Below are 12,050 nucleotides of genomic sequence, written 5' to 3'. Positions count from 1 at the left end.
GTTGACGGGACGGCCGGCCGGCGAACGGGCGGGTGACGGGGCCTTCCCGGAGGGGACCGTGCACCGGCGGTCGCCGGCCTGGGCACCATCCTCGGAGCGGTCAACTTCATCACCACGATCGTCTGCAATGCGCGCCCCGGGCATGACGATGTTCCGGATGCCGATCTTCACCTGGAACATCTTCATTACGTCGCTGCTGGTCCTGATCGCGTTCCCGGTGCTGACCGCGGCCCTGTTCGGCCTCGCGGCGGACCGCCACCTCGGCGCCCACGTGTTCGACCCGGCCAACGGCGGGGCGATCCTCTGGCAGCACCTGTTCTGGTTCTTCGGCCATCCCGAGGTCTACATCGTGGCCCTGCCGTTCTTCGGCATCGTGTCCGAGGTGTTCCCGGTCTTCTCGCGCAAGCCGATCTTCGGCTACAAGACGCTGGTCTTCGCGACCATCGCGATCGCGATGCTGTCGGGAGCGGTCTGGGCGCACCACATGTACGCGACGGGTGCGGTACTGCTGGCCTTCTTCTCGTTCACGACGTTCCTCATCGCGATCCCGACGGGCATCAAGTTCGTCAACTGGATCGGCACGATGTGGAAGGGCAAGCTCACGTTCGAGACGCCGATGTTGTTCTCCCTCGGCTTCCTCGTGACGTTCCTCTTCGGTGGGCTCACCGGCGTGTTGCTGGCCTCCCCGGCGATGGACTTCATGGTCTCGGACAGGTACTTCGTGGTGGCACACTTCCACTACGTCCTGTTCGGGACGATCGTGTTCGCGCCTTATGCGGGCATCTACTTCTGGTTCCCGAAGATGACCGGCCGGATGCTCGACGAGACGCTGGGCAAGTTCCACTTCTGGACCACGTTCGTCGGCTTCCACCTGACCTTCCTCGTCCAGCACTGGCTGGGCAACGAGGGCACGCCGCGCCGGTACGTCGACTACCTGCCCACCGACGGCTTCACCACGCTGAACACGATCTCCTCGATCGGCGCGTTCGTCCTCGGCGCCTCCACGCTGCCGTTCATCTGGAACGTGTTCCGCAGCTACCGCTACGGCCGCGTGGTCACCGTCGACGACCCGTGGGGTCACGGCAACTCGCTCGAGTGGGCCACCAGCTGCCCGCCGCCGCGGCACAACTTCACCGAGCTGCCGCGCATCCGCTCCGAACGCCCGGCGTTCGAGCTGCACTAACCACACCTGGCGGAACGCATGCGTGCCGAGGCGCACGTCGGCGGGCACCCGGCCCCGTCCGAGGTCGCCGCCCAGGCCGTCTCCAGGGAGACCCAACCCGACGACGACCCGCGCTCGCGCTGAATCGGGGACGCGAGACCGGCACGAGACGGACGCAGGAGGCGGTCGATGAGCATCGACGACCACGGGGGTCACCCCGCACCAGGTCGGTGCGGCCGCTGGCGCCGTAGAGCATCGACCCGCCGGTGAACACCCCGTGGGCCCGCCCGTCGCCGCCCGCCAGCACGTAGGTGGCGCCGGTGCTGCCGGCCAGCTCCAGCCCGCTGGAGACGTGGTCGTTGTGCACGTGGGTCTCCACCAGGCAGCCGCACCCCGCGCGCGTCGCAGGTTGGTGTTGGGCTGTGCGGTTGGGTCAGGTCGCAGTTGGTCAGGTCGCGATTGGTCAGGTCATGAGCAGGCCGGAGATCGCGCGGGCCGACCCCGATGCGGGAGCGGCTACTGCTGCAGGGTGGCCAGGACTGCGCTCATTCGCCGGTCGGCCTCCTCGGCGATCGGGGCGAGGTCGGGATTGTCGGTCGCCGCCGCGAGCAGCTGCGGGTTCATCAGCTGCACCATCGTGCCCGTGCCGTCGCTGGTCGCCCGGACGGCGACGTTGCACGGCAGCAGCACCCCGACCCGGCGGTCGATGTTCAGGGCCCGCTCGGCGAGCTCGGGATTGCAGGCGCCCAGGATGACGAAGTCCTCGATCTCGGCGCCGCGTTTCTGCTTCATCGTCGCCGTCATGTCGATCTCGGTCAGCACCCCGAACCCCTGACCGGCCAGGGCCTCACGGACCCGCGGCACCACCTCGGCGTAGGGCTGGCTGAGGGTGATGGTGCGGGCGATGTTCACCGCGCAGCTCCCTTCGTCTCCGGCCGCTCCGGGCCTGCTCAGGCCAACGAGAGGAACAGGCGTTCGAGCTCGGCCTCGTTCACCCGCTGCGTGCCGTCCGTGTCCTCGGCGATGCACTGCCGCAGCCCCGTCGAAATGATCTTGAAGCCGGCCTTGTCCAGCGCACGCGAGGCCGCCGCGAGCTGAGTGACCACGTCCGAGCAGTCACGGCCCTCCTCGATCATGCGGATGATCCCGCCGAGCTGACCCTGCACCCGCTTGAGCCGAGCCACCACATCGGTCAGCTTCGCCGCATTCACGTCCATGGCACTTCCCCTCCGTCGGGCCCGCCCTCGCGTACCCCAGGGGGTATCACGCCACGGTACCGCCAGCTATTCCGGCCTCGTCAGGGCTCCTGCGCCGGCTGGTCACCGGCCTCGGGTCGCACCACGGCGACCGGGGCCTCGGTGTGCGGCAGCACGGCCTGGCTCACCGAGCCCAGCAGTGGTCCGCGCACCCTGCCGCGTCCGCGCGAACCGACGACGACCAGCCCGGCACCCCGCGACCGGGCGACCAGGGCGGCCGCCGGGGTGTCGCGCAGCAGGACCTGCTCGACCGGCACCTCGGGGTATTCGGCGGTCCGGACGGCCAGGCATTCGTCGAGCAGCCGGCGCTCGCCGGTCTCGACCGCGTTCCAGTCGACGAAGCTGACCAGGTAGGGCTCGTGGACCGGGTCGCCCCAGGCGCGCACCGCGACCAGCGGGACCCGCTTGCGCGCCGCCTCGTCGAAGGCGAACCCGAGCGCGGCCTCGCCGTGCGGACTGTCGTCGACCCCGACCACGATCGGAGCGGCCGCCTCGCGCGGAGCACCCTCGCCACGGACGACGACCACCGGCGCCGCCGCCTGCGCGGCCACGGCAACGGCCACCGAACCGAGCAGCAGCCCGGCGAAGCCACCGCGACCGCGGAAACCGACGACGACCAACTGAGCGGTGGGCGACTCGTCGCACAGCACCACCGGGGCCTCCCCACTACGGACCTCGGTCGTCACCACGAGCTCCGGCGCGGTCTGCTGGGCCACCTCGGCGGCAGCCTGCAGGTCCTGCTCGGCGACCCGGGTCAGGGCCTGCAACTGGTACTCGGCGCCGAGCGCGGGAACGCCTATCGGCTGGTAGATCCTCGGTGCCACGGCCGCGACCAGCCGCACGGGTGTATCCCGTTCGTCCGCCTCAGCGGCCGCCCACCGGACGGCGGCGAGCGCCCTGTCCGAGCCATCGACACCGACGACGACGGCGGTGCGGGCGGTAGCGTTCATGGTTTCTCCTCGTCCTTCGTGCCCTTCACGGGTCCGCCGCGCCGGCTGCACCTCACCCAGCCGAGGTCGCTCGGGATGAGGCCCTCGGTCGTCGACCTGCGGAACCCCTGTCCTCCCACCGGGGCCTCCGCGCCGAACACATCGCGTCGTAGACGATCAGCGGGGGCGCCCTGTCCTGTGCCGACAAGAAGGCCCCTCATCCGTTCTCATGCCCCTCATCCGTTCTCATACTGCAACGGCATTCGGCGCGCTGTAAGAGGGCTGAGCCCGGAGAGGCCGGAGCACTGTCCCGGTACCAGCCGGTCGGTCAGTACCAGGTCCGGGCGCAGCAACCGCGCGGCGTGAACAGGCACCCGTGGCCCCCGGGGCTCGGTTCAGTCGAGGAACCAGACCTCTGCGAGCTCGCTGGCCGTCAGCCCTTGCTCGGCGGCGATCCGCTCCAGCGCGGAGGCCAGCCGAGATGCCAACTCCACGGCCGCATCCGTCACGCCGTCGGCTCCGGACTCGGCAACGACCGTCTCCAAGACAGCCCTTGCGGCTGCGAGGCCCTGGTCCGCGTTGTGGTCGTCGGAGAGGAATGCGAGCACGGCTTCGCGAGGAGCGGCCAATGCGGGCTGGTTGTCGAGCTCGTCGCGGGGGACGCCGTGTGCGTTCATCCTGCGCTCCTCACGGCGACGCGCCAACGAGGTGGTCGGCCAACCCCGGCCTACCCGGGCACTTGCGTCCGCAAACGCTCCCGCTCGTCACCCGCAACGGCACCCAGGCCCGAGGTGAAGTCCGCAGGGCTGTTCTGCCGGCTGAGGCCGAGAGGCAGCCCGACAGAAGACCAGCTGGCGGCCAACCGGTGGCCCCCGACTCAGTTCGACCACCGGGTCGCTGCCAAAAGGTGGCGAGCGCTCGGGTTGGACGAGGGCGAACCAAGTTGATCTCGCCGCCCGAGCGCCTGCCTGACGGATGGCTTCGTACGCGGCAGGCACAGTCGATGCGCTGGGCCCCTCGTCCGGGCGCTCTGCCTGGATGCAGATCACGATTTCGCCGTTGCCGACGGGCAGGTCGCCGCGGTCGAGCATGTAGCTGTTGATCGAGTAGCGGTCGATCAGGCTGGCGACGGAGTAGCCGTCGACGTCGTCGACCGACAGTTCCCGGTGGTTGCGCACCGGCGGCAGGTCGTCGGTCCGGAACGTGATGGTGTAGCCACGCCGACTCCGCAGCCGGCCCATCCGGGCCGCGGTGCTGGTCGCCCTCCACGCCCTATGCCGAGCGGCCCTGAACCGTCGGTCTCTCCGGCCCTAGCGACGCACAGCCGGGTAGCCCGGACTGGTGACGTATCTCGACTCGGAGCAAGGGGTGGCCCATGGGCGAGGACCGACATGTGGATCTAGGGGCCGTCGACCTGTACGGGCCCATCGAACAGCTCCTCGTCAGCGGGCCCGCTGCAGACGCCACGCATGCAGGCACGGGAGCGGCCCGTCGCGACGACGCGCTCGCGGCGGTGGCGAAACTCGCCCGCATGCTCGAGGTGCCGGCCGAGGCATCAGATGTCGACCTCGAGCAGGCGCGCTCGAGGGTGACGCTGCTGCTCGTCATCCGCGACTTCGTAGAACCCACCGGCGAGGGCGCCGACGAGCACGTGCAGCGTTATCTCGAGGAGGTACTGGATCGACTGCGCCGTGAGCGAGCCACCGGCTAGACGATGTGGAGGTGCGGGCAGCGCGCCGTCGGCCAGGCCGCCCCCGCACTCTGGCAACGACGCTCGGCTACAGCACTTCACCGCCGCGTCGTCGGCAAAGCTCGGCCGGGATCCCGCACTCGGAGGTCGCCTCCGACGAGGTGCCGCCATGGTGCAGAATCCTGCCGATCCGGACACTGACGTACCTGTGTCAGCCTGCTCCTCACCCGAGGCGTCCACCCTCGCGACGTCATGGAGATCGTCGCTTGCCCCTCCCCCACAGATCAGCGGCGGGTCCGAGGGGCGCTGCTGTCAACTCCTGCTGTCACCCGCCTCAGAGCTCGACACGAAGATCAACTGCATGATCGATGAGGCCGCTCGGTCCACGATCATGGAGCCAGGGCTTTCCACAGGGAGAAACGACGAAGGCCGGTGTCTCCGTCGAGTAGACACCGGCCTCCGCCGACCGTCGGGACGACAGGATTTGAACCTGCGACCCCTTGACCCCCAGTCAAGTGCGCTACCAAGCTGCGCCACGTCCCGGCCGCCCCCGTGAGGGCTCGATCAGCCTACCGCACCACCGATCGACTCCCTGCACCGACCCGGACCTCGCTCCCCCAACTCGTCCGCGAACGAACTCGCCGGGTGCCACACGGTGGGGCACCACCGTGACGGTCCCCGTCAGTCTGGTTCGGACGGCATGGTGACACCACCGCCGTCGGTCGCCCCGCGAAGGCGACTTTCGGGGGTACTCACCAGTAACCCCGTGCCGACCAGGGCTTTGTCGACGCCGGCGAACGGCTCGGTCGCCGGGTCCTCGGACGGAACCCGGCGGGAGGGGGTCGGCCGGACACGGCCGGTGATCGCGCCGATGACCGCGCCCGGGATCGCCACGACGATCGCCGCGGGTGATCGGCCGCAGCGCCGGACGAACCCGGTGGCGAAGATCACGAGGGGCGTACGGCGTCGGGCAGGGAGCCGGTATCCGTGTCCCGCTCCGCCGGGTGACCTGCCGCGACGTCGACCCGCCGCACCCCCGTCGGCGGCGTCTCGGGCGCGAGGGGCAGCACCGTGCACACCCGGAACCCGTCCGCGTCGGGTCCGCTCGTCAGTTCCCCGCCCACGGCACGGACCCGCTCGGCGAGACCGGCCAGCCCCGCCCCTCCGGTGCCGAAGGTGCCGCGTACCGGTCGCCGGGCGGGCCCGTTGCCGACCTCGACCCGGATCCGGTCGCTCGTCCGCCAGTCGACCTCGACCCGCACGGTGGAGCCCGGGCTGTGCCGGGCGGCGTTGGTGAGCGCCTCCTGGACCACGCGGTAGACGGTCTGGTCGGGCGCCGCCGGCAGGGTCCGGGCAATGCCGAGCGCGACGAGCTCCGCGTCGAGGCCGGCGTCGCGGGCCCGGTCGACGAGCTCGCCGAGCGCGGCGGCGCCCGCGGGGGCCGGCCCCACGAGCCCGAGCGCGCTGCGCATCTCCGCCAGCGCCTCCTTGGCGTGGGTGCGCAGCACGTCCGCGGCCTCGCGGGTCCGCTGCTCCTCGGTCGACGCGGACAGCGCGGCCGCGCCGACGGCGATGAGGGTGGCATGGTGGCCGACGGCGTCGTGCACCTCACGGCCGATCCGGGCACGTTCCTCGGCACGGGCGGCGCTCTCCCGGGCGGCGACGGTGGCCTCGCGGGCGTCCTCCAGCTCGCGCAGGCTCGTCGTCAGCCGCTCCCGGGTGGCCGTGAGCAGGCCGAAGCCGAGCGGACTGCCGGCGGACAGCACGGCGAAGACGATCGTGAGGATCACCGACTGCCAGCTGAGCACCTCCCGATGCAGCACCGGCACCACCGCCGCCACCACGACGGCCACGAGCCAGGGCACGGTGCCCGCGAGCCGGGTCCGGCGGCCGAGGACGTACAGCGCGACGATCTGCGCGGGCCAGCCGAGCCCGCCCCAGATCGCCCCCAGCGACCCGACGACCGCGAGCCACGGCCGTACGTGGCGCAGGGGCAGCAGCGCGCACCCGACCAGCCCGGCGGCGACCGACCACTCGTACGGGCCGGGCGCACCGAGCAGCACGAACACGGCCGGCAGCCCGACGGCGAGGATCTCGACCCCGAGCCGCCACACCGGCCCGCCCCGCCGAACCGGCACCCCCCGTGCCATTCACGCCCCCCAGCTCTGCGCGAGCAGCGCCGCCTGCACCCGGTTGTCCGCGCCCAGCTTCACCAGCAGCGCCGACACGTACTTCTTCACCGTGGCCTCGGCCAGCCCGAGCCGGCCACCGATGGCTGCGTTGGACTCGCCGTCGGCGAGCAACCGCAGCACCTGGGTCTCACGCAGGGTCAGGTCGGCCGGGCGCGGCGGCGCGGGTGCGGGCTCGGTGACGAGCCGCGGCAGCAGCCGCGCGGTGATCCGCGGGTCCAGCACCGCGCCCCCGGCCGCGAGGTCGAGCACGGCCCGGATCAGGGCGTCGGGCTCGGCGTCCTTGAGCAGGAAGCCCTGCACCCCGATCCGCAACGCCTCGGTGACGTACTCGTCGAGGTCGAAGGTGGTCAGCACGGCCGCCGGGACGGCGTCGGGCCGGGCACAGAGCACGCGCAGCGCGTCGAGTCCCGACCGGCCGGGCATCTGCACGTCGGCCAGCACGACGTCCGGCCGGTGCTCGTCGACGGCGGCGATCAGCCCGTCGCCGTCGGCCGCCTCCCCCACCACGACCACGGTCCCCCGCGCCTCCAGCACGGTGCGCAGGCCCGTCCGGAGCAACGCCTCGTCGTCCGCGAGGACGACGCGCACGGGTCCGGGAGGACCGCTGGGGGAGTCAACGGCCATGAAGGGGAGGGTAGTCCGTCGGCGTCCGCCGGAGGGAGGGCTCACCCTGCCGGGCCGGTCAGCGGCGCTTGCCCCGGCGGTCCCGCTTCTCCCGGACGCGCACCGACAGCCGGACCGGGGAGCCCTCGAACCCGAACTCCTCACGGAGCCGCCGCTCCAGGAACCGGCGGTAGCCTGCCTCCAGGAAGCCGCTCGTGAACAGCACGAACGTCGGCGGGCGGGTGCCGGCCTGGGTGACGAAGAGGACCTTGGGCTGCTTGCCGCCGCGCACCGGCGGCGGGGTCGCGGCGATCACCTCGGACAGCCAGCTGTTGAGCCGGCCGGTCGGGATCCGCTGGTCCCACGAGGCCAGGGCCGTCCGCATGGCGGGCGCGATCTTGGAGGTGGCCCGGCCGGTGAGGGCGGAGATGTTGATCCGCTCGGCCCAGCGGACCCGGACGAGGTCGCGCTCGAGCTCGCGCTTCATCGCGAGCCGGCGGTCCTCGTCGACGAGGTCCCACTTGTTGAACACGATCACGAGGGCGCGGCCGGCCTCCTCGACCATGGTCAGCACGCGCTGGTCCTGCTCGGAGATCGGCTCGCTCGCGTCGAGCAGCACGAGGGCCACCTCGGCGGCCTCGATCGCGGCCTGGGTGCGCAGCGAGGCGTAGTACTCCATGCCCGACGCCGTCTTGACCCGCTTGCGCAGGCCGGCGGTGTCGACGAAACGGAAGATCTCGCCGTCGAGCTCCACGAGGGAGTCGACCGGGTCGACGGTGGTGCCGGCGACGTCGTGCACGACCGAGCGCAGCTCGCCGGAGACCCGGTTGAGCAAGGAGGACTTGCCCACGTTGGGCCTGCCGATCAACGCGACCCGGCGCGGGCCGCCGGTCCGGCCCTCGAAGGTCTCGCGCGGGGTCTCGGGCAGGGCCTCGAGGATCGCGTCGAGCAGGTCGCCGGAGCCACGGCCGTGCAGGCCCGACACCGGGTACGGCTCGCCGAGCCCGAGGCCCCAGAGCGACGCCGTTTCGGCGACCATCCGCTCGTCGTCCACCTTCGTCGCGGCCACGAGGACGGGGCGGTCCGAGCGGCGCAGCACGCGCGCGGCGGCCTCCTCGACCGACGTGGCCCCCACCCGGGAGTCGACGACGAGCAGGATCGCGTCGGCCGTGCGCATGGCCAGCTCGGCCTGCGCGGCGACCTCCTTCTGCAGCCCGGTGGCGTCGGGCTCCCAGCCGCCGGTGTCGACGACGGTGAACCGCCGCCCGTTCCACAGCGCGTCGTAGGACACCCGGTCCCGGGTCACGCCGGGGATGTCCTGCACGACCGCCTCGCGGCGGCCTAGGAAGCGGTTGACCAGCGTGGACTTGCCCACGTTCGGCCGCCCGACGACGGCGAGGACCGGCGCCGGGCCCTGTTCGGCGGCACCCCCTCCGTCCTCGCCGAACTCCGCGTCGGCGGCGACGAAGTCGTCGGGGTCGAGCCCCAGCTCCGCCATGGCGGCACGGTCGCCGCCGGTGATCGTCTCGTCCATCAGGCACTACTCCGCATGTCTTCTGCTCGCATCGCGTCGAGGTCCGCGACCAGCGCGGCGAGGGCGCCGCGGAGGGTCTCGGTGGCCGCGGCGAGCTCCGCGCGGCCCCTCCCGGTGGGGGTCGGCAGCGGCTCGCCCACCAGTACGTCCACCCGCGGGCGCCACCGCCGCCCGCTCCCCTCCGGGCGCCGGGTCCCCCGGCAGACGACCGGGAGGACCTGCGCACCGGAGGTGCGGGCCAGCCACGCCGCACCCTTCTCGGCCGCCGCGACGTCGCCGTTGCCGCGCGTGCCCTCGGGGAACACGCCGACGAGCCCGCCGCCGCGCAGCACGCCGAGCGCCGCGGTCAGGGCCGCCCGGTCGGGCTCGCCGCGCCGCACGGCCAGCTGCCCAATCCTGCGCAGCCCCGTACCGAGGACGCCGGTGAACATCTCCTGCTTGACGAGGAACACCGAACGGCGCCCGAGTAGTCCGAAGAGCAGCGGCCCGTCGACGAGCGCGCTGTGGTTGGCGACCAGCACGACGGGACCGGTCGCCGGGACCCGCTCGTGGTGGTGGACGTGGACCCGGAACACGGGCCGGAAGCACCACGTCCCGATCCAGCGGGCCAGGTCGTGCACGGTCGGGTCGGCGCCGGCGGGGAGGTCGCCCGGTGCGGTGACCGAGGGGGCGCTCATGTGACGAGCCCACGCTCCCGCACGAGTCGCAGGAGCTCCTCCAGCACCGCGTCGACGGACAGGTCGTCCGTGTCGACGACGAGCGCGTCGGCCGCGGCGTGCAGCGGCGACGTCTTGCGGGTGGAGTCCAGCTGGTCGCGGCGCTGGACGTCGGCCAGCGTGGCCGCGAGGTCGCTGGCCCGGCCCGCCCGGGCGTCCTGGCGGCCCCGGCGCGCGGCCCGGACCTCCTCGGAGGCGGTCAGGTACACCTTCAGCTTCGCCTCGGGAGCGACCACGCTGCCGATGTCGCGCCCCTCGACGACGATCCCGCGGCCGCTCGCGAGGGCCCGCTCGATGTGCTCCCGCTGCCGCGCGACGAGGGCGCTCCGCACCGCAGGCACCGCGGACACCGCCGACACGGCCTTGGTCACGGGCTCGTCCCGGATCTCGGCCTCGACGTCCTCCCCCGCCAGCAGGATCCGCGGCGCGGCCGGGTCCGTCACGGACTCCAGCTCCGCCGCGACGGCGACCGCCGCGATCCGCTCGACGTCACTGTCCGCGGTGAGCCCGGCGCGCAGGCAGGCCAGCGTGACGGCCCGGTACATCGCACCGGTGTCGAGGTAGGCGGCGTGCAGCGTGCGGGCCAGCCGCCGCGAGACGGTCGACTTGCCGGTGCCCGAGGGCCCGTCCATCGCGACGACGTCGTTGAGGACGCCGTCCCCCGTCGCTCCCCTGGCTCCCGTCGACCCGGTCGACGCCGTGGACGCTGTCGGCCCGGTCATGCCTCACCCCTCGTGCAGATGTACTCCAGGCCCCGACCGGTTCGACGACCTGACGTGGGCCGCCGACCATTGTGCCTGGCGGGGCGGGCGCCACCCCGACCGCCCTCGGAGCCGGTCAGGAGGGGAGGTCGCGGCGCAGGGCGGCGGCCCCGCGCAGGTACACGTGCCGCAGGTCCGCCCGCGCGAGATCGGTCTCCACGTGCGCGAGCAGCCGCAGCACCCGCGGCATCGCGCCGGGGACCGCGATCTCGGTGGCACACATCAGCGGGACGTCCGTGAGCCCGAGCAGCCGGGCGGCGTAGGCCGGGAACTCCGCGGTGAGGTCCGGCGTGGCCGTGAACAGGATGGAGATGACCTCGTCGCTGGTCAGATCGTTGCGCTTGAGCACGGCGCTGACCAGCTCGGCCGAACCCTCGAGGATCTCCTCGCGGGAGTCGCCGTCGACCTGGATCGCGCCGCGGATCGCCCGGACCGCCACCGTCGCCCCCTACAGCCCGACGGCCTTGTAGAGCGAGCCCACCTCGGCCTGGTTGAGGGGGCGGAGCTTGCCCGGCCGCTGGTCACCGAGGCGGACCTCGCCGATCGCGGTGCGGACCAGCCGCTGCACCGGGTGCCCGACCTCGTCGAGCAGCCGCCGGACGACGTGCTTGCGGCCCTCGTGGATCACCAGCTCCACCATCGACCGGCCGGGCAGCGAGTCGACCAGCCGGAACGAGTGGACGCGCACCGGCCCGTCCTCCAGCTCGATGCCCTCGCGGAGCCGCTTGCCGACGTCGCGGGCGACCTGCCCCATGACCTCGGCGAGATAGGTCTTCTCCACCTCGAACGACGGGTGCATGAGCCGGTGGCCGAGCTCGCCGTCGTTGGTCAGCAGGAGCAGGCCCTCGGTGTCCTGGTCCAGCCGCCCGACGTGGAACAGCCGCCCGGCCTGGTTGAGCAGCTCGGTCCGCTGCATCACGAGGTCGCCGACGCAGGGGCGGCCCCGGTCGTCGGACATGGTGGAGAGCATCCCGGCGGGCTTGTTCAGGGCCAGGTACACCTGGTCGTCCCGGAGCTGGATGCGCGAGCCGTCGACGTGCACGACCGCGGTGTCCGGGTCGATGCGGCGGCCCATCTCGCGCACCACCTCGCCGTCGACGGACACGCGGCCGGCGGCGATCAGCTCCTCGGCCGCGCGGCGCGAGGCCACGCCGGCCTGGGCCAGCACCTTCTGCAGCCGCACCCCCTCGGCCTGGGCGGAGGAGGT

At 72.6% G+C, this 12,050-nt stretch carries 13 protein-coding genes, 1 tRNA gene and 1 pseudogene; 2 read left to right on the top strand and 13 right to left on the bottom strand.

Annotation, left to right across the window (positions count from 1 at the left end):
- Positions 1-69: 69 nt before the first annotated feature.
- Positions 70-1,306: pseudogene (locus tag LWC33_RS00075) on the top strand (cytochrome c oxidase subunit I); the annotation flags it as partial.
- Positions 1,307-1,678: 372 nt separating this feature from the next.
- Here the strand turns inward: LWC33_RS00075 and LWC33_RS00070 are convergent.
- From LWC33_RS00070 to LWC33_RS00050, 5 genes are all read right to left on the bottom strand, one after another.
- Positions 1,679-2,074, bottom strand: coding sequence for a DUF302 domain-containing protein (locus LWC33_RS00070; RefSeq protein ID WP_233302027.1), 396 nt, complete (start codon positions 2,072-2,074; stop codon positions 1,679-1,681).
- Between the two features lie 38 nt (positions 2,075-2,112).
- On the bottom strand, positions 2,113-2,379 hold the full coding sequence (locus tag LWC33_RS00065) for a metal-sensitive transcriptional regulator (RefSeq protein WP_233302026.1): 267 nt from the start codon (positions 2,377-2,379) through the stop codon (positions 2,113-2,115).
- Positions 2,380-2,459: 80 nt separating this feature from the next.
- The gene (locus LWC33_RS00060) at positions 2,460-3,368 is read right to left on the bottom strand and encodes a universal stress protein (protein ID WP_233302025.1); all 909 of its coding nucleotides are present in this window, start codon (positions 3,366-3,368) and stop codon (positions 2,460-2,462) included.
- Positions 3,369-3,742: 374 nt separating this feature from the next.
- Entirely contained in the window at positions 3,743-4,024 is a 282-nt protein-coding gene (locus LWC33_RS00055; RefSeq protein ID WP_233302024.1) for a hypothetical protein, read from the bottom strand.
- 87 nt (positions 4,025-4,111) lie between these two features.
- The gene (locus LWC33_RS00050) at positions 4,112-4,588 is read right to left on the bottom strand and encodes a DUF1214 domain-containing protein (protein WP_233302023.1); all 477 of its coding nucleotides are present in this window, start codon (positions 4,586-4,588) and stop codon (positions 4,112-4,114) included.
- 134 nt (positions 4,589-4,722) lie between these two features.
- Here LWC33_RS00050 and LWC33_RS00045 point away from each other — a divergent pair, with 134 nt between their 5' ends.
- Entirely contained in the window at positions 4,723-5,058 is a 336-nt protein-coding gene (locus LWC33_RS00045; protein ID WP_233302022.1) for a hypothetical protein, read from the top strand.
- A gap of 448 nt (positions 5,059-5,506) precedes the next feature.
- Here LWC33_RS00045 and LWC33_RS00040 read toward each other — a convergent pair.
- The 8 genes from LWC33_RS00040 to LWC33_RS00005 form a co-directional block, all read right to left on the bottom strand.
- A tRNA-Pro gene (locus LWC33_RS00040) sits at positions 5,507-5,580 on the bottom strand.
- Between the two features lie 404 nt (positions 5,581-5,984).
- A complete protein-coding gene (locus tag LWC33_RS00035; protein ID WP_233302021.1) occupies positions 5,985-7,187 on the bottom strand; it encodes a sensor histidine kinase in 1,203 nt (400 codons plus the stop codon).
- On the bottom strand, positions 7,188-7,853 hold the full coding sequence (locus LWC33_RS00030; protein WP_233302020.1) for a response regulator: 666 nt from the start codon (positions 7,851-7,853) through the stop codon (positions 7,188-7,190).
- 58 nt (positions 7,854-7,911) lie between these two features.
- Positions 7,912-9,366, bottom strand: a complete 1,455-nt coding sequence (gene der, locus LWC33_RS00025) for a ribosome biogenesis GTPase Der (protein ID WP_233302019.1) — start codon at positions 9,364-9,366, stop codon at positions 7,912-7,914.
- Positions 9,366-10,043, bottom strand: a complete 678-nt coding sequence (locus LWC33_RS00020) for a lysophospholipid acyltransferase family protein (RefSeq protein ID WP_233302018.1) — start codon at positions 10,041-10,043, stop codon at positions 9,366-9,368. The genes der and LWC33_RS00020 overlap by 1 nt, the downstream gene beginning before the upstream one ends.
- Entirely contained in the window at positions 10,040-10,714 is a 675-nt protein-coding gene (gene cmk / locus LWC33_RS00015; protein ID WP_233302241.1) for a (d)CMP kinase, read from the bottom strand. The genes LWC33_RS00020 and cmk overlap by 4 nt, the downstream gene beginning before the upstream one ends.
- Before the next feature lie 205 nt (positions 10,715-10,919).
- Positions 10,920-11,282 carry a chorismate mutase gene (aroH, locus tag LWC33_RS00010; RefSeq protein ID WP_233302017.1) on the bottom strand — a complete coding sequence of 121 codons (363 nt, stop codon included), beginning with the start codon at positions 11,280-11,282 and terminating at the stop codon, positions 10,920-10,922.
- A 9-nt stretch (positions 11,283-11,291) separates the two neighbouring features.
- On the bottom strand, positions 11,292-12,026 hold the full coding sequence (locus tag LWC33_RS00005; RefSeq protein WP_233302240.1) for a pseudouridine synthase: 735 nt from the start codon (positions 12,024-12,026) through the stop codon (positions 11,292-11,294).
- Positions 12,027-12,050: the final 24 nt, after the last annotated feature.

Origin of the sequence: Pseudonocardia terrae (genome assembly GCF_021343995.1) — a bacterium.
Lineage (GTDB): Bacteria > Actinomycetota > Actinomycetes > Mycobacteriales > Pseudonocardiaceae > Pseudonocardia > Pseudonocardia terrae.
This window is presented reverse-complemented; position numbering and strand designations above follow the sequence as displayed.